Annotated in this window: 24 protein-coding genes and 3 pseudogenes; 14 read left to right on the top strand and 13 right to left on the bottom strand. The window is 65.4% G+C overall.

Annotated elements, in window-relative coordinates:
* From EU555_RS34535 to EU555_RS34515, 5 genes are all read left to right on the top strand, one after another.
* Positions 1-755 (top strand): flavin reductase family protein (locus EU555_RS34535; RefSeq protein WP_135419826.1); only part of this gene is annotated, 755 nt, incomplete at its 5' end.
* An 89-nt stretch (positions 756-844) separates the two neighbouring features.
* Positions 845-1,309 (top strand): nuclear transport factor 2 family protein, encoded by a 465-nt coding sequence (locus EU555_RS34530; RefSeq protein ID WP_017482942.1) that lies wholly within the window; start codon positions 845-847, stop codon positions 1,307-1,309.
* Between the two features lie 29 nt (positions 1,310-1,338).
* Complete coding sequence (locus EU555_RS34525) at positions 1,339-1,701, top strand: hypothetical protein (protein WP_135419825.1); 363 nt, start codon at positions 1,339-1,341, stop codon at positions 1,699-1,701.
* A 118-nt stretch (positions 1,702-1,819) separates the two neighbouring features.
* Positions 1,820-2,710: a LysR family transcriptional regulator gene (locus EU555_RS34520; protein ID WP_135419824.1), complete on the top strand. Its 891-nt coding sequence runs from the start codon at positions 1,820-1,822 to the stop codon at positions 2,708-2,710.
* 198 nt (positions 2,711-2,908) lie between these two features.
* On the top strand, positions 2,909-3,874 hold the full coding sequence (locus tag EU555_RS34515; protein ID WP_135419823.1) for an alpha/beta fold hydrolase: 966 nt from the start codon (positions 2,909-2,911) through the stop codon (positions 3,872-3,874).
* A gap of 127 nt (positions 3,875-4,001) precedes the next feature.
* Here EU555_RS34515 and EU555_RS34510 read toward each other — a convergent pair whose 3' ends face one another.
* A complete protein-coding gene (locus EU555_RS34510; protein ID WP_135419827.1) occupies positions 4,002-4,832 on the bottom strand; it encodes an oxidoreductase in 831 nt (276 codons plus the stop codon).
* Positions 4,833-5,027: 195 nt separating this feature from the next.
* On the opposite strand from EU555_RS34510, the gene tehA reads away from it, so the two are divergent.
* The 7 genes and pseudogenes from tehA to EU555_RS34475 all read left to right on the top strand — a co-directional run.
* Positions 5,028-6,056 carry a dicarboxylate transporter/tellurite-resistance protein TehA gene (tehA, locus tag EU555_RS34505; RefSeq protein WP_135419822.1) on the top strand — a complete coding sequence of 343 codons (1,029 nt, stop codon included), beginning with the start codon at positions 5,028-5,030 and terminating at the stop codon, positions 6,054-6,056.
* 539 nt (positions 6,057-6,595) lie between these two features.
* Entirely contained in the window at positions 6,596-7,051 is a 456-nt protein-coding gene (locus EU555_RS34500; protein ID WP_099954488.1) for a carboxymuconolactone decarboxylase family protein, read from the top strand.
* A gap of 208 nt (positions 7,052-7,259) precedes the next feature.
* Complete coding sequence (locus EU555_RS34495) at positions 7,260-8,009, top strand: SDR family oxidoreductase (RefSeq protein ID WP_135419821.1); 750 nt, start codon at positions 7,260-7,262, stop codon at positions 8,007-8,009.
* A 41-nt stretch (positions 8,010-8,050) separates the two neighbouring features.
* Positions 8,051-8,467, top strand: coding sequence for a cupin domain-containing protein (locus EU555_RS34490; RefSeq protein WP_135419820.1), 417 nt, complete (start codon positions 8,051-8,053; stop codon positions 8,465-8,467).
* Between the two features lie 95 nt (positions 8,468-8,562).
* Positions 8,563-9,468 carry a sigma-70 family RNA polymerase sigma factor gene (locus EU555_RS34485; protein WP_167858757.1) on the top strand — a complete coding sequence of 302 codons (906 nt, stop codon included), beginning with the start codon at positions 8,563-8,565 and terminating at the stop codon, positions 9,466-9,468.
* A 98-nt stretch (positions 9,469-9,566) separates the two neighbouring features.
* Entirely contained in the window at positions 9,567-10,532 is a 966-nt protein-coding gene (locus tag EU555_RS34480) for an oxidoreductase (RefSeq protein WP_135419818.1), read from the top strand.
* A gap of 272 nt (positions 10,533-10,804) precedes the next feature.
* Positions 10,805-10,993, top strand: a pseudogene (locus tag EU555_RS34475) (integrase core domain-containing protein); the annotation flags it as partial.
* A gap of 150 nt (positions 10,994-11,143) precedes the next feature.
* Here EU555_RS34475 and EU555_RS34470 read toward each other — a convergent pair.
* A complete protein-coding gene (locus EU555_RS34470) occupies positions 11,144-11,890 on the bottom strand; it encodes an SDR family NAD(P)-dependent oxidoreductase (protein ID WP_135419817.1) in 747 nt (248 codons plus the stop codon).
* A gap of 100 nt (positions 11,891-11,990) precedes the next feature.
* Here EU555_RS34470 and EU555_RS34465 point away from each other — a divergent pair, with 100 nt between their 5' ends.
* Positions 11,991-12,896, top strand: a complete 906-nt coding sequence (locus EU555_RS34465) for a LysR family transcriptional regulator (RefSeq protein WP_135419816.1) — start codon at positions 11,991-11,993, stop codon at positions 12,894-12,896.
* Between the two features lie 67 nt (positions 12,897-12,963).
* Here the strand turns inward: EU555_RS34465 and EU555_RS37405 are convergent.
* Both EU555_RS37405 and EU555_RS34455 read right to left on the bottom strand, forming a co-directional pair.
* Positions 12,964-13,194 (bottom strand): annotated as a pseudogene (locus tag EU555_RS37405) (alpha/beta fold hydrolase); the annotation flags it as partial.
* A gap of 55 nt (positions 13,195-13,249) precedes the next feature.
* Positions 13,250-14,005 carry an SDR family NAD(P)-dependent oxidoreductase gene (locus EU555_RS34455; protein ID WP_135419815.1) on the bottom strand — a complete coding sequence of 252 codons (756 nt, stop codon included), beginning with the start codon at positions 14,003-14,005 and terminating at the stop codon, positions 13,250-13,252.
* Positions 14,006-14,103: 98 nt separating this feature from the next.
* Here EU555_RS34455 and EU555_RS34450 point away from each other — a divergent pair, with 98 nt between their 5' ends.
* Positions 14,104-15,018 (top strand): LysR family transcriptional regulator, encoded by a 915-nt coding sequence (locus EU555_RS34450; protein ID WP_135419814.1) that lies wholly within the window; start codon positions 14,104-14,106, stop codon positions 15,016-15,018.
* Positions 15,019-15,170: 152 nt separating this feature from the next.
* Here the strand turns inward: EU555_RS34450 and EU555_RS37780 are convergent.
* The 9 genes and pseudogenes from EU555_RS37780 to EU555_RS34410 all read right to left on the bottom strand — a co-directional run.
* A pseudogene (locus EU555_RS37780) lies at positions 15,171-15,308 on the bottom strand (NAD(P)-binding protein); the annotation flags it as partial.
* A gap of 155 nt (positions 15,309-15,463) precedes the next feature.
* Positions 15,464-15,757 (bottom strand): hypothetical protein, encoded by a 294-nt coding sequence (locus EU555_RS37395; protein WP_245524640.1) that lies wholly within the window; start codon positions 15,755-15,757, stop codon positions 15,464-15,466.
* The gene (locus tag EU555_RS37390; RefSeq protein ID WP_245524641.1) at positions 15,682-16,140 is read right to left on the bottom strand and encodes an alpha/beta hydrolase; all 459 of its coding nucleotides are present in this window, start codon (positions 16,138-16,140) and stop codon (positions 15,682-15,684) included. Before EU555_RS37390 ends, EU555_RS37395 begins: the two co-directional genes overlap by 76 nt.
* A 616-nt stretch (positions 16,141-16,756) precedes the next feature.
* Positions 16,757-17,038, bottom strand: a complete 282-nt coding sequence (locus tag EU555_RS34435) for a hypothetical protein (protein ID WP_135419813.1) — start codon at positions 17,036-17,038, stop codon at positions 16,757-16,759.
* A gap of 22 nt (positions 17,039-17,060) precedes the next feature.
* Positions 17,061-17,432: a hypothetical protein gene (locus tag EU555_RS34430; protein WP_135419812.1), complete on the bottom strand. Its 372-nt coding sequence runs from the start codon at positions 17,430-17,432 to the stop codon at positions 17,061-17,063.
* Positions 17,429-18,997 carry a YfjI family protein gene (locus EU555_RS34425; protein WP_135419811.1) on the bottom strand — a complete coding sequence of 523 codons (1,569 nt, stop codon included), beginning with the start codon at positions 18,995-18,997 and terminating at the stop codon, positions 17,429-17,431. The genes EU555_RS34430 and EU555_RS34425 overlap by 4 nt, the downstream gene beginning before the upstream one ends.
* Complete coding sequence (locus EU555_RS34420; RefSeq protein ID WP_135419810.1) at positions 18,994-19,248, bottom strand: hypothetical protein; 255 nt, start codon at positions 19,246-19,248, stop codon at positions 18,994-18,996. The genes EU555_RS34425 and EU555_RS34420 overlap by 4 nt, the downstream gene beginning before the upstream one ends.
* A gap of 254 nt (positions 19,249-19,502) precedes the next feature.
* Positions 19,503-19,661, bottom strand: a complete 159-nt coding sequence (locus tag EU555_RS37655; protein ID WP_205821054.1) for a DNA-binding protein — start codon at positions 19,659-19,661, stop codon at positions 19,503-19,505.
* Positions 19,662-19,903: 242 nt separating this feature from the next.
* On the bottom strand, positions 19,904-20,815 hold the full coding sequence (locus EU555_RS34410) for a hypothetical protein (protein WP_135419808.1): 912 nt from the start codon (positions 20,813-20,815) through the stop codon (positions 19,904-19,906).
* Positions 20,816-20,988 lie beyond the last annotated feature (173 nt).

The raw sequence follows: 20,988 nt of genomic DNA, 5'->3' as shown, positions 1-20,988 counted from the left end.
ACGCCCATGCCAAGCGGCCGGCCGTGCTGCTCGCCGGCGGCATCGGCATCACGCCGCTGCTGGCGATGCTGCGCCACCTCGTCTACGAGGGCCTGCGCACCCGGGGCATCCGGCCGACCACACTGGTCCAGGCGGCCCGCTCCAAGGAGGAGCGTCCCTTCGATAGGGAGGTGGCCGAGCTCGCCGCCGCGGCCGGGAGCGCGGTGAGGGTCGTGCGGGTGCTGAGCGCGCCCGGGGATGCGGTGGCGGGTGTCGACTACGATGTCGCTGGCCGGATCGACATGGCGCTGCTCGCCCGCGTGCTGCCGTTCGGCGATTACGACTTCTACCTCTGCGGTCCGGCGGCCTTCACGCAGGCGCTCTACGACGGGCTGCGGGACCTGAACGTCGCCGACGACCGCATCCACGCCGAGACCTTCGGTCCCTCGTCCCTGGTCCGGAGCATACCGGCGGATGCCGGGGCGGCCGCGCTGCCGCCCGCGTCGACGGAGCCGGTTCCGGTCGCCTTCCTGAACTCGTCGAAGGAGGCGCGCTGGACGCCGGACGCCGGAACGCTGCTCGAACTCGCCGAGGCCCGCGGCCTCAGCCCGGAGTTCAGTTGCCGGACCGGAACCTGCGGCACCTGCCGGACGAAGCTCCTGAAAGGTGCGGCCACCTACGCGAAGGCGCCCACCGCTCCCCACGCGGCCGACGAGGTGCTGATCTGCTCGGCCACCCCGGCCGCGGGGAGCGACCCCGTTCATCTCGCCCTCTGACCGAGGGCGATGTCCGAGGGTCCCGTCCCGCCGGCCTGCCGACCGACCTCCCGACACGCGTCCACCCCGAAAACCCCGAGGAGAAGCCGATGTCCCGTCCCCCGCTGCCGCCGTTCACCGAGGAGAGCGCCATCGAGAAGGTCCGCCTCGCCGAGGACGGCTGGAACAGCCGTGATCCGGCCAAGGTCGCCCTGGCCTACACGACCGACACCCGCTGGCGGAACAGGGCCGAGTTCGTCACGAACCGGGAGGAGGCCCAGGCCTTCCTCACCCGCAAGTGGAACCGCGAGCTCGACTACCGCCTGATCAAGGAGCTCTGGGCCTTCACCGGCAACCGCATCGCGGTGCGTTACGCCTACGAGTACCGCGACGACAGCGGCCAGTGGTTCCGGGCCTACGGCAACGAGAACTGGGAGTTCGCCGAGGACGGGCTGATGCGGGCCCGCCACGCCAGCATCAACGAACACCCGATCAGCGAGGCCGAGCGCCGGTTCCGCTGGCCGCTGGGGCGCCGGCCCGACGACCATCCGGGTCTCAGCCACTTCGGCTTCTGAACCGACCCTCGAAGCGTGGGAATGCGGCCATGTCTTCCTTCACCCTGGACGGGCGCGTGCGCCTGTCCGTCGCGCTCGCCCTGGCCGAGGACGGCCGCGACCCGCCCGTTTCTCCAGGGCGGGAAGCGGAGGCCCGCGGGCTCGGGATGTGCGGCGCCGAGGTCGACGCCGCGCGTCGCGGCCGGAGCTTCGACGCGCGCATGTCGCGGGCGCTGGTCCTAGCCCTGGCGGCGGCCTCCCGGGACGGCAGGCGCCTTCACGAGGCGCGTGCGCGGGCGGTCTGGTCAGGCATCCCCGCCGAGGTCTGCCGCGAGATCGAGAGCCTCGCCGTAGAGCTCGCTGGCGACGGAGCGGCGCCGGACCCGGATCCCACGGTCGCCCGCGAAGGCTAGGCGGCCTGGCCCGGCATGCCGTTCACCATGGTGCGACGGCTTGGCGGCGCGCATGCTCGAACAGCTGTATTCGTCAAGGCCACGATGGCCGGGCCGCTGGGGACGGGGGAGCAGGGACATGGACCGCTGGCAGGCCATGCGGATCTTCGCGAAGGTCGCGGAGACGGCGAGCTTCGCGGAGACCGCGCGCCTGATGCACATGAGCCCGCCGGCCGTGACGCGGGCCGTCGCCGCGCTGGAAGAGACCATCGGCGCCCGGCTGTTCGTGCGCACCACGCGCTCGGTGAAGCTCACCGAGGCCGGTGGCCGCTACTACGAGGATTGCCGGCGAATCCTTTCCGACATCGTCGAGGCCGAGGCCGCCGCCGCAGGTTCCTACGCGACGCCGTCCGGAACCCTCGCGGTGACAGCATCGGTCCTGTTCGGCCACATGCACGTGCTGCCCATCGTGACCGATTACCTCGACGCCTACTCGACCATGGCGGCACGGACGCTGTTCGTCGACCGGCAGGTGAACATCGTCGAGGAAGGCATCGACGTCGCCGTGCGCATCGGCCACCTCTCGGATTCTGGCCTTACAGCCGCGCGGGTCGGGTCGGTGCGCCGCGTCGTCTGCGGCTCACCGGCTTACTTCGAGCGGCACGGCGTCCCGCAGAGCCCGCAGGACCTGAGGGACCACCGCGTCGCCATGTCCACGGGCGCCTGGGCCTCGACGGAGTGGCGGTTCGCGCAGGATCAGCGCGTGACGGTCCATCCCGCCCTGATGAGCAACACGAACGAGGCCGGCATCGCCGCGGCGCTCGCGGGCTGGGGCCTGACCCGGGTGCTGCACTACCAGATCGGCTCCGCCTTGCTGGGAGGCCGCCTGCAGGTCGTGCTCGCCGACTACGAGGAGGAGCCGCTGCCCATCCATGTCGTCTACCCCGAGGGGCGGCAGGCGCCGGCCAAGGTGAGGACCTTCGTCGACCTGGCCGTGGCGCGGCTGCGGGCCAACCGCCTGCTCAACTGAGCGGGCGCAGGGTCGACGCGAGGCGTCGGTCCGGGTCGGTTCGACCTAGCCGAGGTCATCGGAACCAAGCGATACTATCTATTCCGCAGGCGACAACAATGCCTTCCACACGACGCCGATTAACGCCTGCAAGCTGAACACCGATGATGTCTCCATGAGGCGGCGAGGTCCTCGACGCCCCCGCGAAAGGAGACACCGATGAAACACCTTCTGCTTGCCCTGATGCTCACGACGGCCGGCACCGTCCTTCCCCCTCATGCCAAGGCAGAGCAGGCCCTGGTCGCCGCCCAGACACCGGCGACGGTCCACTACCGTTCCGCGACGGTCGACGGCGTGAAGGTCTTCTACCGCGAGGCCGGCCCGGCCGACGGCCCGGTCGTGCTGCTCCTGCACGGATTCCCGACCTCCTCGCATATGTTCCGCAACCTGATCCCGACGCTCGCGGACCGCTACCACGTCATCGCGCCCGATTACCCCGGCTTCGGCCAGAGCGACGCGCCCGACCACACCCAGTTCGCCTACACCTTCGGCCACTACGCCGACCTTGTGGACGGCCTGCTCGGCCAACTCGGCGCCAAGTCCTACGCGATGTACGTGATGGATTACGGTGCGCCGGTCGGCTACCGCCTCGCCCTCAAGCACCCCAACCGGGTGACCGGCCTGATCGTCCAGAACGGCAACGCCTACGACGAGGGGTTGCGCGAGTTCTGGGATCCGATCAAGGCCTACTGGGCCGACGGCTCGGCCAAGAGCCGCGAGGCACTGTCGGGTCTGGTGACCCTCCCCACGACGATCTTCCAGTACACCGACGGCGTGCGGGACGTCTCTAGGATCAGCCCGGACAACTGGGTGCACGACCAGGCCCTGCTCGACCGGCCCGGCAACAAGGACATCCAACTCGACCTATTCTACGATTACCGCACGAACGTGCCGCTCTACCCGCAATTCCAGGCATTCTTCCGCGAGCGCAAGCCGCCGACGCTGATCGTCTGGGGCAAGAACGACAAGATCTTCCCCGAGGAAGGGGCGCACCCCTACCTGAAGGACTTGCCGGACGCGGAGCTGCACATCCTCGACACTGGCCACTTCGCGCTAGAGGACAAGCTGGATGAGATGGCGCCCCTCATCCGCGGCTTCCTCGACAAGCAGGTGGCGAAGCGCTGACCCTTCTGAGGGGCCTGGCTGGTAGGCGCGACGCGGACCGCGCCCCCTTCATGGGGGTGCGGTCCTTGGCATTCCTGCCGCGTTTCGGTGATCGTGAGAGCGGGGCATCTGCGGGGGAGACCTGGCGTCAAGGTTGGAAGTCGGTCGAGAGGCTGAGCTCGCGCCAGGCACGCAACTCGGCCAGCCGCGCCTCGTCGCCGGCCTCGGCCCGCGCGTAGGCGTCGCTACCCAGCACCAGACGCAGCGGCGGGGCCTTCGCCGAGACCACGGTCATCATCGCCCGGGCGGCGCGCTCTGGGTCGCCGGGCTGTTTGCCGTCGTAGGCCCGCTGCATGGCGGCGACCTGGCCGACGGTCTCGGCGTAAGCCGGACTGCCTTCGGCGATGCGCGTCGACGATCCCGCGAAGTCCGTCCGGAAGCCGCCAGGCTCCACGATGGTGACGTGCACGCCGAAGGGCTTCATCTCGATGGCGAGAACCTCGGAAAACCCCTCCACGCCGAACTTCGCGGCCGAGTACGGGCCGCGACCGGTCGCGCCGGTTCGCCCCCCGATGGAGGAGACCTGCAGAAAGTGGCCACGGCGCTGCGTCCGAAAGAGGGGAATGGCCGCCTTGGTCACGTTGACGACCCCGAACAGGTTCGTCTCGACCTGCGCCCGGAACGAGGCGAGGTCGGTGTCCTCGATGGGCGCGACGTCGCCGTACCCGGCGTTGTTGACGACGACGTCGACGCGTCCGAACCGCTCTACGGCAGCCTCGACTACCCGATGCGCCGCCTCCTCGTCGGTGACGTCGAGGGGCAACGCGAGCACGCGCTCGCCGCCGGCCTCGACGAGGTCCACGAGCGCGGCAGGGTCGCGCGCCGTCGCGCAGAGCCGCTCGCCCGCCGCGACGACGGCCTGGGCCAAGGCCCGGCCGAGGCCACGCGACGAGCCCGTGACGAACCAGGTCCTATCCATCTTCACCACCGCTTCTTCATGTTTCGAAGACGCCGAGATCGGTGGCTGAGCGGCTGCCCTCAAGCATCGCGTCGCGAACCTCTCCATTGCCGAGAGAGGAATAAAGATCGGGGCCGTCGTCCATTATCATCCTTGTCGAGAAGCGGTGGGCGCAGCGCCCGCCCGACAACATCCCGACCTCACAGGAGAACGGTCATGACCACGGTCTCTATCGTCGCCGGCCCACGCCTCCACCTCGCGCAGCGCATTAGGGAAGTCGCCGCGAACACGCCGGCCGCCTACTTCGGCATCGTCCTGGGGCTATCCGGCCTGGGCGGGGCCTGGCGCGCGGCCGCGCTCGCCTGGCACCTGCCCACGGTCGTCGGGGAGGCGGTCTACGTACTCGCCGGCGCAGTCTGGGCCGTGCTCGTCGTCCTCTATGCCCTCAAGGCCGTCCTCACCCCGGACAAGCTGGCGGTCGAGGCGGCCCATGCGGTCCAGTGCTGCTTCATCGGCCTCGCCGGAGTGGCGACCATGCTCGTCGCGAGCGGGCTCATCCCTTACTCGGCCGGATCCGCAACCGTCCTGTTCGGCCTCGGCTTCCTATTTACGCTCGGCTTCGCGGTCTGGCGGACGGGCGGCCTCTGGCAAGGCGGCCGGGACCACGGCACCACCACCGCGGTGCTGTACCTGCCGACCGTGGCCGGAAGCTTCGTCTCGGCGACCGGGGCGTCGGCCCTGGGCTACCAGGATTGGGGTCAGCTCGCCTTCGGCGCCGGCCTGTTCTCCTGGCTCGCGATGGAATCGGTTCTGCTCCACCGCCTGCTGACCGGGCCTGAGAAGCCCGTCGCGTCGCGCCCGACCCTGGGCATCCAGCTGGCGCCCGCGCCGGTGGGGGCCGTGGCCTACCTCTCGGTCGCGGGCGGAGCGCCGGACCTCTTCGCGCATGCCCTGATCGGCTACGGTCTGCTCCAGGTTCTGGTTCTGGCCCGGCTCTCGCCGTGGATCGCGAAGGCCGGCGCTGTCCCTGGGCTCTGGGCCTTCAGCTTCGGCGCGACTGCCATGGCAACGGCCCCGGTTCGCCTGGTTGCCCATGGCGATGCCGGAGCGGTCGCCGTCCTCGCCCCGGTGCTTTTCCTGGCAGCGAACGGCCTCGTCGTCGGCCTTACCATCATGACCGTGGCTTTACTGCTACAGGGCAAGATGTTTGCTGCACCGACGGCATCGAGCCAATCACGGACGTGACCGTACCCCCGGTCATCTCGCCAAGTAATCCGACGACTGCTTTCAAGCGGTTGTTGAGTGCCTTGCTGTTGGACCAACCACCGATCACGGTGGAGCGTTCTTGTTCGTGTTGCTTCGGCAGCGGTTCGTTGCCGAGGACGGTTATGGTGGTCGGAGCAACCATTCCATCTCAACAACAGCTGTTGGCCTCCAAGCGGCCATTCCGATGTCTTCGGTCGGAGGTCCGCTGATGGCGCACAGCCGAAAAATCGGTGTGCGAACTCCTGACCCCAAGCGGACATTCGGAGCACTGCCGCTGAAGGTCCGGATGGGAGCGGCGACCAGACTTTGGCGCTTGGTCCGGCAGCAGAAGTTCCGTGTCCGACCCATGACGGTCGACAATCGACCTGCTCAGCCTGCTTGGAAGAGGGCGTAGATGCGCTCGGCTGGAACATGATCCGCTTTGGACGAGAAAGCAGCATCGCATGTCACATCCGAGTCGCTCGGCTCGTCATGGCTTTGAACGTCGATCTCTGGCGCTCCGAGCACAAGGAAATGACATGAGCGAGAACAAGCGACTGGTCTGGAACGAGGTGGCCCCGCAGGGGGCCAAAGCGCTTTATGGCATCCACCACTACATCACCACTGGCACCGATCTACCCAATGAGCTGATCCATCTCGTCTTTCTGCGAGTGTCGCAGATTAATGGCTGCGCGCACTGCATCGACTTGCACACCCGGGATCTCCTAAAGACGATGCCTTTCGAGAAGGTCGCCCTGGTTCCGGTCTGGGCCGAGGTGCCCCACCTGTTTCCTGAAAATTACCGCGCCGCTCTCGCCTGGGCGGAGGAAGTCACGCTGGTGAGTGAGACGCACGCCTCCGATGAGGCATATGCCGCCGTGAGCGCGGTCTTTGCGGCCAAGGATCTCGTTGATCTGACGATCACCATCGCCGCGATGAACGCGTTCAACCGCCTCGGCGCACCCTTCCGCCTCCCGGTCCAGGCGAAGGCCTAGTCGGTTCTGCGCTCCGTCAGGGGCGGCGCCAGCGCCGTCCCCTTCCCGCGGATGTCAATCGATCCCCGGCGGCAGTTCGACGTCTCACGTCGCTGATTTTTTCCGGGGCATGTCACATCGGGCCCATCCCGCCTCGTCATTTCTCCGACGGACGCCTGAAAGCGGCAAGGAGCCACTCCATCCGTTCACGAACAAGGAGACGGGTACCATGAAGATCGTGGTGATTGGTGGAAGCGGCCTCATCGGCAGGCATCTGACGGCCGAACTGTCGCGACAAGGACACGAGGCCATTGCGGCTTCACCGAGCAGCGGGGTGAATGCGCTGACGGGCGAAGGCTTGGCCGGGGTTCTTGCCGGAGCCGACGTCGTCGTTGACGTGTCGAACTCTCCGTCCTTTGAGGACGCGGCGGTGCTCGACTTCTTCGAGCGCTCTGGCCGCAACCTCCTCGCTGCGGAGCGCGAGGCGGGTGTGAAACATCACGTCGCCCTATCCATCGTCGGCACGGACCGCCTGGAGGGGAACGGATACTTCCTTGCGAAGGTCGCGCAGGAGCGATTGATCGCGGCTTCTGGCCTTCCCTACACTATCGTCCGGGCGACGCAATTCTTCGAGTTCGTCGCGACGATCGCCCAGGCTTCTGTCGCAGGCGACCGCATCGTTGTTCCCGATGCCGACTTCCAGCCGATCGCCGCCGCCGATGTCGCCGCAGCGCTCGCCGATGTCGCGCTTGCTCCCCCGCGCAACGCGACGATCGAGATCGCCGGGCCGGACCGCCTGCCGTTCCGCGACTTCGTCGCCCACTCGATCGCATCCATCGGCGACCGTCGGGAGGTGCTAGCCGACAGGGCGGCGCGCTACTTCGGCGCTGCGCTCGATAAGAGTTCACTTGTTCCCGAGCATGCGGAAGCGGCACGGCTCGGGCCGACGCGGTTCGAGAGCTGGCTCGCTGCTGCCTGAACCGCTGCGCTTCTTCCCATCCACAAAGAATGACCCCTTCCATGTTTAGAGCATTTCTGCTGGGCGCCCTCGTTGCCGTCTCCGTCGTTCCTGCGATGGCGGCCGATATCGCGAGGGGCGAGGCCCAGGTCACGACGATCTTTGACCATCCGCTACCTTCAGTTCCAGGCAAGAGTCTGCGCGGCGTCCTCGTCGAGTACGGTCCGGGCGGATCCTCACCGCCTCACACCCACGCCGCATCTGCCTTCATCACGGCAACAGTGATCGAGGGCGCGGTGCGCAGCCGAATCAACGACGGCCCGGAGAAAGTCTTCCGCGTCGGCGAGAGCTTTGTCGAAATGCCCGGTGATCACCACGGTGTCAGCGCTAATGCCAGCGACGTCGAGCCCTCCAAGCTCCTCGCCGTTTTCGTCGTGGACACGGCCGACCGGGTGTTGACGACGCCGGACCGGCCCTAACAGCGGCGGCGCGCGAACTCAGCTTTTCAAGGCGGCAAGGATAGCCGATGGTCATCCACATTCGCTCAACCGGCTTCGTTTACGAGGAACGGGCCATGTCGCAGGCCGAAATTGCCACGGCGACCTTCGAGTCCTATCGCGCGCGGCTATTGCGCATCGCCTACCGCATGCTCGGCTCGCGCAGCGAAGCGGAGGATGTCGTGCAGAATGCCTGGCTGCGCTGGGTAGCGGTGGACCAGACGAAGGTCTCTGCTCCCTATCCGTTCCTCGCGCGCATCGTGACGCGCCTCTGCCTCGACGAGATGAAGTCGGCCCGCGCCCGCCGGGAGACCTACGTCGGCGCTTGGCTACCCGAGCCACTCGTCGAGAACGAGGAAGATGGGCTGGACAAAGATGACCTGACGCTGACGCTGATGATGGCGCTGGAGCGTCTGTCTCCGCTTGAGCGGGCGGCATTTCTCCTCCACGACGTCTTCGGCGTGCCGCTCGGCGAGGTGGCGGATGCGCTCGACCGGGAGGCGGCGGCCGTGCGCCAACTCGCCGTCCGGGCACGGCGGAACGTGGAGGCTGCGCGTCCGCGCTTCCCCGTAGAACGCGAAGAGGGCGAGCGGATTGCACGGGCCTTCTTCGCGGCATCCACCAGCGGGGACACCGCAGCGCTGCGTACACTTCTCGCCGAGAACGCGGTGCTGCGCTCCGATGGCGGCGGCAAGGTTTTGGCCTTCATCAACCCCATCACTGGATTGGACCGCCTCCTGCGCATGTTCGAGGGTGTGCGGCGCAAATGGGGACAAGGCTGGGCGCAGATGCTCGAACCCGTCTGGATCGACGGCTTGCCCGGCTATATCAGCCGCGAACGCGGCGACGTTCTCCAAACCACTGCGCTCGCCATTGAGGACGGCCGGATCACGGCGATCTACATCACCCGCAATCCCGACAAGCTCCGCCACGTCGCGCAGGCTCTCGCCGTGAGACCGAATCCAACCTTGCGGACACACTAATCAGACAGCGGGCGCCCCCGAGCCGCCCTACGCGACATTCAGCCTCGCAAAGCGCTTCATGCTTCTGCACAGCGCGCCGGCTCACGCAGGACATCAGCATGACACAGCAAACGCCCATCGGCTCCGGCTTCGGCGCTGCCAGTACCGCTATGGAGGTCGTCTCCGGAATCGATCTCTCGCGAAAACTTGCCATCGTGACCGGAGGAGCTTCGGGCCTTGGACTCGAGACGACACGCGCGCTCGTTCACGCCGGGGCCCACGTGATCGTCCCGGCGCGCGATCCCGAGCGGGCAAGCTTCGCCTTAAGCGGCCTCAAGGGCGCAGCGGTCGAACTCCTGGACCTTGCCGATCACCGATCGGTCGCCACCTTCGCTAATCGTGTCGTGTCCGCTGGCCGGCCCGTCTCGATTCTGGTCAACAGCGCGGGCATCATGGCGACACCGGAAACGCGGGACGCTGAAGGACACGAGGCGCAGTTCGCGACGAACCATCTCGGCCATTTCCGTCTCACGCTCGGCCTTTGGCCAGCCCTCGTTTCAGCACAGGGTGCACGCGTCGTTAGCGTCTCGTCGCGCGGCCACCAGATCGCCGGGGTCGACTTCAAAGATATCGATTTCCGGGTTCGTCGCTACGACAAGTGGGTCGCCTATGGGCAGTCAAAGACAGCCAACGCCCTCTTCGCAATGGCACTCGACCGCCGGGGACGTAGTCACGGCATCCAGGCCTTCTCGCTTCATCCAGGCCAGATCCTGACCAATCTCGCACGCCATCTCAGCCCCGAGGAGATCGCCTCGTTCGACGCGCTGGACGAGGAGGGCCGCCCCATCATCGATCCCAAACGCGGGATGAAGACGATGGAGCAAGGGGCCGCGACCAGCGTTTGGTGCGCCACGAACCCGCGTCTCGACGGCCTTGGCGGCGTCTACTGCGAGGACTGCGACATTGCCATCGTCAACGAGGGAGGCGGTGGGAGGAAGGGCGTCAGCTCCTGGGCTTGCGATCCGGAGGCGGCGGAGCGCCTGTGGCAGCTGTCCGCTGAGTGGACTGGTTTTCATAAGATTTAAGTTCGGGAACTTCCGCAAAAGAAGACAGCTAGGTCTTTTGACATTTCATGGCCGTGGATGGCTGCTTTTATGTCTGTGCTGGTGTGACCTGACCGGCTGGCTTTGGACCGGGCTGATTGAGAGGATCAGCTTGGACCGAGGGAGTCGGACATGCGACGAGGACAGAAGACGAGCGCGGAGCAGGTCGTGCTGAAGCTGCGCCAGATCGAGGTTCAGACCGCCCAGGGCAAGAGTTTGGCGTTGGCGTGCAAGGAGGTGGAGATCTCCGAGCAGAGCTGCGCGACGAGTGCCTGCGCCAGGAGATCTTCTACTCACTCAAGGAAGCCCAGGCCGTGATCGCCTTGTGGCAGACCACCTACAACCGCGTCCGGCCGCACTCGTCCTTAGGCTACCGGCCGCCCGCGCCTGCCAGCTTCCCCGATCTGGCCTTCCGCCTACCCTTGGCAGCGGCCATGCAGTAGCCTCTCACTCGGATCGGTCCAAAATACCGGTCAGGTCAGTATCCGCCACACCTTTGCGTCCACTATCCGTCTTCAGACCAAAATGAGTGCCAACATGAAGACGCCAACAGTGAAGTCCGAGGTATTGAACATCATGCTCGTTTTCGACATTCAGGCAAGTGAGATGCCGCCATCGACGCGGAGGTTGACCCCGGTGATGAAGCTGGACTGATCGGATGCGAGGAAGAGTGCGGCGCGCCCCAGTTCCTCCGCGGTGCCAAGGCGCTCCAGAGGGATAATCTTGGTGAGCTGCGCCTCAAGTGCAGGACGCGCCTCCACGGCAATGCCCAGCTTGCCGAGGATGGGCGTGTCGGTCGGGCCGGGACTGAGCACGTTGACGCGGATGCGCCGGTCCTTAAGCTCCAACGCCCAGCTACGTGCAAATGCTTCCGTCGCAGCCTTTGCACCGGCATAGGCCGCGTGTCCGTCAAGTACCTTTGCGGTTGCGATCGAGCTGGTCAAAATGATGCTGCCGCCGTCGCGGATATGCGGCAAGATGGCCTGAACGCCGAAGAAGACACCGCGTGCATTTGTAGCGAACTGCCTATCATAATCATCGACCGACACGTCCAATGTCGTCGCGATGACATTGATGCCGGCATTGGCAACATAGATGTCCGCTTTTCCGAATCGCTCGGACACGAAGTCGGCGACACGCTGATGGGTGGCGAGCTCGACGACATCGCCGATAATGCCATATGCGGATGCACCGAGCTGTGCTGCAATCTTATCTACTGCATTCTGGCGGCGCCCGACGATGATGACTTGCGCGCCTTCATCCACGAATGTGCGGGCAATCGCGAAGCCGATCCCGCTGTTACCTCCGGTGACGATTGCTACTTTGTCTTTGAGATGCATGGCCGTTCCTTTTGTTGGCTGTTGCAATCTCGTCTCTTCCTAGCGTCGTGCTAAGTCCGTCACTGAACCATGCACTTGTTCCAAAAGGCGAGTAATAGCGATGGATCGTATGCATGGTCTCGGCGCCTTTGTCCGAGCGGTGGAGGCAGGCTCCTTCACCGCAGGGGCTCGATTGCTAGAGACGACGCCTTCTGCCATTTCCAAGAGTATCGCCCGGCTCGAGCGGCGCTTGAAAGTCCGGTTATTTCATCGTTCGACGCGATCACTGGCGCTTACCGAAGAAGGCCAAGCTTATTATGACCGCATTGCCCCACTCGTGCATGCCATTGAGGACGCGAGCGGCATGGTTGGTGAGCAGTCTTCTAACGGCAGGATCAAGGTGACCATGCCGGCGGAACTGGGTCGCGCGTTGTTGGAGCCGATCACACGCGTGTTTTTACCCTGTCATCCTCGGATGAGACTTGAGGCAAATCTGAGTGATCGGCGGGTCGATCTTATTCACGAGGGCTATGACGTCGCGATCCGGGCAGGTACGCCGCCGGACACGGAACTGACCGCGCGGTTACTCGGGACGCTAGAGCTCGTGCTAGTCGCCGCTCCCGCTTATCTCGACCGCGTCGGTACACCCAACACCCTGACCGACCTGCAAAGACACACGCATGTCCGCTATAGACTTGGTGGTTTGCCTTATCCGGTGCGGTCGGCATGGGGGCCAACGGTGGCGCTGCCAGCTGGCTCTTTCGACGCCGATGATGGCGAGGCGTTGCGCATCGCTGCTGTGAACGGGCTCGGGATTACGCAAATTCTTCACAGGTCCGTGAGCCACGACCTGGCGTCAGGACGCCTACGACGCGTCCTCTCCGACGTACCGTTGGCAACTGTGCCGGTGTACGCGCTTCACGCCTATGCTCGCTTAGCGCCCGAACGCCTGCAAGTTTTTCTCGACTTTGTTGCCGACACGCTTCGGGCTTGGGATAGTCGAAGCGTGCCCGATAATGATCGATAGAGGAGGTCACAAAAATCCGAAAGATGCTTCGAAGAACTTCCCAGTCCGCGGAACCTCACTGAGCAGATTAGCTGCGTATGAAGGCAGGCAAATCAGAGTTTATTAGGTCCGGATGCGTCTGGCACATACCGTGCGGTAGCCCTGGGTAGGTCTTGAGCGTACCGCTTCTAAGCAGCTTGATCGACTTTATAGCGGAGCTGTGAATTGGAACGATCTGATCGTCCTCGCCATGCATCACCAATACGGGCACATGGATCGCCTTCAGATCCCCGGTGAAGTCAGTCGCACTGAAAGCCTGGGACAGGGACGCCGGCGTGAGGCGGCCGGCGTCCTGGATGGCTGTCGTGGGAGGCTCAGACCTGGGCCTGCCCACCATCGGCGAAGAGCTCGATGCCGTTGACGAAGCTCGCGTCGTCAGAGGCCAGGAACACGGCCACCTTCGCGATCTCGTCGGCCTCGCCGACCCGGCCCATCGGGATCTTCGAGGCGAGGTAGTCGAGCAGGCCCTGCTGCTGGGCCGCGTCCGGTCCGGCGAGTTCGACGAGGCCCGGTGTGCGGGTGGCGCCGGGGCTCAGCGTGTTCACCCGGATCCCGCGGCCTTTCAGGTCGAGGATCCAGTTGCGCGCGAATGCGCGCACCGCCGCCTTCGAGGCCGCGTAGACGCTGAAGGCCTCGGTACCCTCCGTGCCCGCCGTCGAGCCAGTCAGGATCACGGAGGCGCCGCTCGCCAGAAGCGGCAGCGCTTTCTGCACCGTGAACAGCACGCCCTTCACGTTGCGGCCGAAGGTGTCCTCGTACTGCGCCTCGGTGATCTCGCCGAGCGGCAGCATCGAGCCGCCGCCGGCGTTGACGAACAGCACATCGATCCGGCCGGCCTGCGCCTTCACCTGCTCGTAGAGCCGGTCGAGGTCGGCGAGCTTGGAGGCATCCGCCTGCACGCCGGTGGCGGCCGGGCCGATTTCGGCAACGGCCTTGTCGAGCTCGGCCTGCCGGCGGCCCGTGACGAAGACGCGCGCGCCCTCGGCGGCGAAGCGTTTGGCGGTGGCGAGGCCGATGCCACTGGTGCCGCCGGTCACGACGGCGACCTTGTCGGTAAGCTTCTGGGTCATGGTTGGGTCACTCCCGTTCGGGTTGGTGAGCGGAAGATGGCTCCAAGGCCGCGCTTGCGATATAGAAACGTCCGCAAACCATCGTTGCAGATCTGTCGATGTCGAAGCTGCCGGATTTCGAAGGCCTCGCCCTCTTCGCCAAGGTCGCCGAGGAGCGCTCCTACGCGGGCGCGGCCCGGGCTGCAGGCGTGTCGGTCGCGACCGTCTCTCGGGCCGTCAGCCGGTTGGAGGAACGGCTCGGCGGGCGCCTGTTCAACCGAACCTCACGCCAGCTTGCCTTGACCGAGTTCGGCCTGCGGGTGGTCGAGGGCGCGGCCCGCTCCTACCGCGAGGCGGAGGCGGCGGAGGATGCGGCGCGCGAGCTGTCGAGCCGGCCACGCGGCACGGTGCGGCTCGCGGTGCCGATGTCATTCGGCCTACGCTGGGTTGCGCCTCTCCTCCCGGACCTGTTCCGGCTCTACCCTGAGATTGCGGTCGACCTGCATCTCTCCGACGCCACGGTCGATCTGGTGGGCGAGGGCTTCGACGCGGCCCTGCGGATCGCGGCGCTGCCTCATTCCTCGCTCGTCGCCCGGCGTCTCCTGACGATCACCCCTCTCGTCGTGGCGGCGCCGGCCTACGTCGCGCGGCACGGCCGTCCGGCACACCCGCAGGACCTGAGGCCGGAACACTGCTTCGGCTACGCCTACCGCGCCCGCCAGGGCGTCTGGCGCTTCGCCGGACGGAGTGGAGAGGAGGCGACAATCGTGCCGGCCGGTCCCCTGCGGGTGACGAACGCGGACGCGCTGCTGCCGGCCCTCCTGGATGGTCTCGGTGTAGCGGAACTGCCGGACTTCATCGCCGGCGAATACCTTGCCGACGGTCGCTTGGAGGGGCTGCTGCCGGACTGGCATCTGCCGGGCGGTGCGCTCTCCTTCGTCACGCCGAGCTCCCAGGCACGGCCCGCCAAGGTCGAGGCCCTGGCCGAGTTCTTCGCAGCACGCCTCTCCCGCAGGCTCTTCGTGCGGGACTAGCGACGGCATCACGATGAGCGCGGCGCGATCGGCCCGGACCCGGCTCGTGACGTCCGGCCCTGGTCGGGTGAGGCCGCGCTGACCTCGGCAGCATGTCGGAACGGCATCGCTCGCAGGACGCCCTCGACCCGCTGCCGCCCATTCGCGCATAACCCCCCGAGATCCTGCGTGAATGCGCGGCCCCCGAGGCGCGAGGACGCCTCTAGTATCAGCGCCGCCTCTCCGCGCCGTGCCGCGCTGATGCCGGCGGCGCCTCCTCCTACGATGATGACGTCGAACTTGTTGCGCATGTGGTGAAGGTGAGATCTGGCACCGAGCGGGACAAGCGCCGTGTCCTTCGAGACTGAGCACCGGCCGAGGTGACCGCACGCTCGGCGAGGCGCGTCACGTCCAAGTTCCGGAGCTTCATCGATTTCGCGGTGGCTGCCTTCCGGCAGGCGGCCAATCAGGGCTCAAGGGCCTGCTCGACGAGGGCGATCACCTCCCCCCAGGCTGGGGTGCATGGCGTGACCAGGTCGAAGTGGCCGGCGTCCGGGACATCGACGAGCCTCGGCGCGGTCGCGACCCTACCCCGCAGGGCGCGGGCATAGTCGTAGGCGACCCAGGGCGGCACGAGCCGGTGGAGCACGCCGCTGACCATGACGACCGACCCGGCCGACGGCGTCAGGGCCGCGGGCGAGACCTCCGCGAGCGTGGCCGCCGGGGCGAGCCGTTCCCCGATGCCGGGGCCGCACAGCACCGGGACGAACCGGGCGAAGTCGCGAGTTCGCCCACGCCGCCCAGGCTGATCACGGCGCGCGGCACGAACCGGGGCGGCCCGTGCAGGGGGCTCGCGGCCGGAACCGAGCCGCGCGAGGCCGCCCACAGCGCGAAATGGCCGCCTGCCGAGTGTCCGACGAGCACGACCCGCGAGAGGTCCAGCCCGTGGGTGGGCGCGTCCTCTGCAAGCCGGTCGAGCGCGGAAGCGACGTCCTGGTAGGTGCCGGGATAGCCACCGCCGGCCTCGTTGGCACGGCGGTAGCCGATGCTCCACACGGCGATGCCCCGACGCGCCAGCTCCGGACCCAGATGGCGCATCTGCGCGCGCCCGGCAGTCCCGACACTCCAGCAGCCGCCGTGAATGAGGACCGCGACCGGGTGCGGGCCGTGACCCTCGGGCAGGAAGACGTCGACGCCCTGCGCGGGAGCCTCGCCGTACGTAACCTGCAGGTTGGGCTTCGGCCGCGGCAGGTCGCGAGCTCGACCGGGTCGGCCGAGGCCGGCCCGGCTGCCAGGAGCATCGCCAGCACGAGGGCAGAGCGTCGCTTCATGCTAGCCTTCCGCCGACCGTCGTCAGCCGGCATCGACAGGTCGCGTCGGCTTTCAGCATAGCAGACCCGCATACGGAATGTCCGACCCAAGTCGCGATGCACCCGGTCCCCGCCCAGCTCGCGCGGATCGGGGACGAGGCCCCCTCCTCGCTCCCGTCGGGCACGGTAGCCGCGAGTGGTTCAAGGGTCGGGCATGCCAGCGCGTTCATGGGGCGGTTGCCGGCGATCCCGGTTGATCCGTAGCTCGCGACCTAAGGCCGAGAGTGATTCAATGCCCCACAATGTTAGGATGTTGTGGCCGCCCGGACCTGCCATTTCCTGCCAATGGCAGCTTTCGGAAGCTAAGCGGCCGTTCCAACGGCTCAATTTAAAAGACCGCTTATGGCGCATAGGCGAACAAGCCTCACGCGAACTCCCGGCCCTAAGCTCTACTCCACAAGGCGGAGATCAGCGGGCAAACGCGCGTCCAAGCGCTCCACCTGCTCGTGGAGAATGGTCGCGAACCGGCCTGCGGCCAGCTTGATCGTTTCGTCGGGGGAGAAGTCGTAGTGCAGCACCATGCGTGCAAGCGCCCGGGCCGCCATCTCGATGAGCACGGGGCCAGGAGCAAGGGGCCCATCGTTACTGTCTTCGGCGGCCTCGTAGATCAAGTCGTCGAGTACGTTCTCGACGAAGCCCTCGGTCTCGTTGAGTCCTTCATTATCATTCATTGGCACACCCGTGATCAGCAGCCTAATTTTCTGGTCTTGGGCCAAAGGCTAAAACAGTTTCGCTGAACGCCAAGCGTTGCGCCTCGGCACGGTCATGGCCGCCATCGAACTCCAAGATGGCGGCGCGCTCATCGAACGCCGAAAGCCAGTCGCCGTCCAGCCGATTAGCCCTATCCGCAAACACCGAAGCAGACTTTATCGCTGTGACGGTTGCAACGTTTTCGACACTGCTGGGCCATCCGGTGCTCGGTGTCAGCACGGCCCCGTGCGACAGTTGCGACTTCTGCGACAGCTCTCGATCCGGAGCTAAAACCGTCGCAGCTGTCGCAACTGTCGCAACTGTCGCAGGGGGTGGTGCCGCTTCTGTGCGGCGAAACGGACGATATTTCATCATGAGGTTTCATCCCCAAGAAGCTGGATGCGGCGTGGTCGGCCAGTGGGCTCGTCGATCCAGCCATGAGCTTTTAGGATTGCGAGTGCCGCTTCCGCCGCATCCTTCGTGCGGGTCGGCGCCGGCCCAAGTCGCAGGACGTCCCGGAACTCAATCTCGTTGGCGCTGTGCGAGCGCAGCCAGTCAAGCAGCGCTTGGGCGCGCAGGAGCTTCGGATCAGTGCGTGCTGCCCGTTGCAGCCGAGACGCTTCAGCGACGTACCAATCCGCCAAGGTGATCGCCCGCCCGATGGTGGTGGCGCTGATCTCCGACGCGTTCACGTCGTCGACGATCGTCAGCACTCCAGCGATGCGGCCCGCATGCTCTGCCACCTTGGCGGCGAAATCTCGCACGTTTCGCAACTCGCCGGCCGGTCCGCACTGCTCCTCGACGTGGTCGTAGAACTCCCGCCAGAGATCCTGGGCCTCCAAGGTCATCCGTAACTCGCGTGGCTGGAGTCCCTGCGCCCGGTCGACGCTGATCGGCGAGGGCGCCTCTAGGAGCGACAGGATGCGGGCGCGGTAGACCCGCAACGGCGCGTCGTCGTCCGGCGAAGGCATTCGGTAGCGGCGCGTCCCAGCGATGCTGTTGGGCGCCGCCACCAGCACCCGCGAGAGCAGACCCTGGTCGCGCAGCACCGGGTCGGCCAGGAACTCGGCAGCAGCGTCGGGCTGCACCATCAGGTGCATGGCGAGGCGCCTGCCCCGCAGGATGGTGACGCCGTCGAGCGCACGCAACCGCGTGACCGGCTGGCCGTCCCACAGGATAGAAAAGCCCGCCGCGGTACGCAGGCGGTTCTCCTGCGCCATTCCGTGCCCGCCTGTGAACTGCCCGCCCTCGGCCGTGAACACGCCGAGCGCCGCCGGCATCCCGGGCCACGCCTTGACCAAGCCCTCGAAGGTCGGCTCGGCCGAGGTCAGGACCGGACGCAGCGCCGGCTCGGGCTCGGGGCCGAGGGTCGCCAGCGCGAACTTACGATCGTCGAAGCCGAGCTTGCGGTCAGCTTCGATCTTCTTCCTCTCGGCACTCCAGGCAGCATGAGCAATACACCACGCCTGATGCTCTAAGGCGAAGATGGAGTGCATCGCCTCCTCGCGGCGGCGGATCGGCCACAGGGCCTCATTGTCGGCGGTCGACTTTCTGTCGCCAGAGGCGGCGACGGTAACGAGGTAGAGGCTGAGCGGGCGTGTCTGGCCGTAGGGCATCAGCACGTCGGCGTGGGCCTGAGCGGCGAGGGAGGCCGCGGCCAGAACCGCCTGCGCGGCGATGGAGTCCGGCGTCTGCACCTTGCGAGCGATCGCCGCGGCGGCGTCGCCCAACACCGGTCCGAGTTCCTGAATGGGATAGGGCTCGGCCGGCGGCAAAGGTAGGAACAGCGGCAGCTTCTCTATCTCAGCAGGAGGAGAGGTCGCCTTGCTGCTGCGCGGGGGCTGATCCAGACATGGCACCTCTTGAAGGTCGAAGGCCGGCCGGTGAGCCCCGCTGTCGTAGGCGCTGATGGCGCGACGAAGGCTGGTGCGGTAGCTCATGCCAACAGCCTTTCTGCCTTGGCCGCGTCAACGGCCTCGTTCAGCATCTGCAAGAAGCCGAGAGCCTGCTCGAAGTAGGCTGCACCTTGACGGGCATGGTAGTTGAGTCCCGGACGGTCACTGGAGTCCGCACAGGCCACGGCGAGATCAGCCTTTCGGGCAGCAGAGTGCAGGCACTCGGCCGCGTGTTCCAACAGCATCTCGACGCTGCCGTAAGCGATATGATCGGTGGTGCGTTCGCGCATGCTCATCAGCGCCGCCCAGTCCCGAAGACCAGCCCGACAATAACTTTGGCGCGCTCTGGCGAGAGGCCGAGCTTATTGGCCAGCCAGCGGATCTGGAGGATTTCCTGAGTGTCTGCGTTGTGCATGGAACGGTACCTTTCTGTGAGGTACCGGCACGAAATCGGTGGCGCGGGCTGCGCAGGCGCACTAAAACAGCGTTGCTCAAGTACTGTTAGTGTTGCCGCGCCGCCGGTTCCCGACTTCGGGGCCGGCGGTTGGCATTATGCAGCGCGCGTGACCCGATAGGCGGGAAGGCTCGCCACAAGGGCGTCGGCACTCTCGCGCTTGATACGCGTGCTGCGCCCGAGCTTGATTGCCTCCAGCCTGCCGGAATTCAGGAATTCATACGTTGTGGTACGGCCGAAGCCGTAGTTCATCATGAACTCCTCTATCGTGAGGAGCACTTTCAGGGGGGAATTATTTTGCTTATATTTAGCTTTATCACGTTCTGCGCCCGCAGACGTACGCTCTGTTCTTTCCGAGTACACTGGCCTTTCCGTAACTCCCAGCGCATTCGCTGGCATGCGGAGAAGGTGCTTCACTGCACGGCCGGGAAATAGTCCACGCGATTAAACTGCCTAATCGATTACCCTTTCGATTTTCGGCCCTTCGATTTCCGCCCTTACGGCCCTGCTTCATCCGAGGTGCGACGCTTGCGTCCAGGCGGCGCCTTCGTGGGCAAGCCCGCCATCTCACGAGCGGCGGGCCAGATCCGCTGATTGAACCCGACGCAGGAAATCGCAATGCCGGCAGCAGTTATTGCCGCTAGCACGTCTGACTTGCTCATGTCAGGCCTAGATTTTAGCAGAATGCTCGCAAGATCCTTTGCCCTTCTTTCATCGCTAGCTGTATATTTTTCATTAGAAATGACTCTTATAGAATCGGCTAACGATACCATATACCTTGCAAGACTTGCACGCTCCGCAAAAATCCAACTGAATTTTGATCCAGAATATGTATACGTTCCTGGATTATTAGGGTCGAACTCGCCATTTGTAGTTACATGGTTCAAATTTAGGACGCTCCAAATCGCTGGATCTATCAACGAGAGCATATGGCGATCCTTTGGCCTTGCAGCAGTTACGACAAGGCCGTTTGTTGCAGCCTCCGTGAAATTTCTAACCACCTCGATCCGTCTTTCAACAATTGGTCGAAGATGAACATTGATGGCCGCTATCTTGCTCCTCGCCAACTCCCAGCCAGCTTTTGTAAATTGCAGCTCGTACGTTGTTGAGCCGGGACGCATCGAGTTCAAACTTGGGGGAAGTGTGGCACCTTTTACGTTTGTAACATGATTTACAGCCTCGTCAGCGAGCATTTTGTATGCATGTTCGCGATATAGCCGATTTTTGGGCAAATGTGCATCAATGTAAAAGGGTAAATCTACAACAGCTTTGGTTGAAAACTCCTTTCCTGACCAATCTTCGCCGTATCTAGATTTTCCGACCGCTTGAAGAGCGCGAAACAGAAATACATACTCTGCTTGATCGCGCGGCCAGTCCTGCGCTCGAAACCATAAGCTGTCATAATTCATTGCCCGCACCAGGGCGCACCATGAGGGTCGCAGGGAAACCGAGTGGTGCATCTCGGCTTGTCGGCTGGCCGGCCTATCCCTGCGATCGTCTTCAGGTGATCAGCCCCCACGAGGTGGCCCGAGTGGAATGTTAGTGGACCGTGGGCCTTTCCACCACGGGTAGCTTGGCCGGC

The organism is Methylobacterium nonmethylotrophicum (assembly GCF_004745635.1).
GTDB lineage: Bacteria > Pseudomonadota > Alphaproteobacteria > Rhizobiales > Beijerinckiaceae > Methylobacterium > Methylobacterium nonmethylotrophicum.
This window is presented reverse-complemented; position numbering and strand designations above follow the sequence as displayed.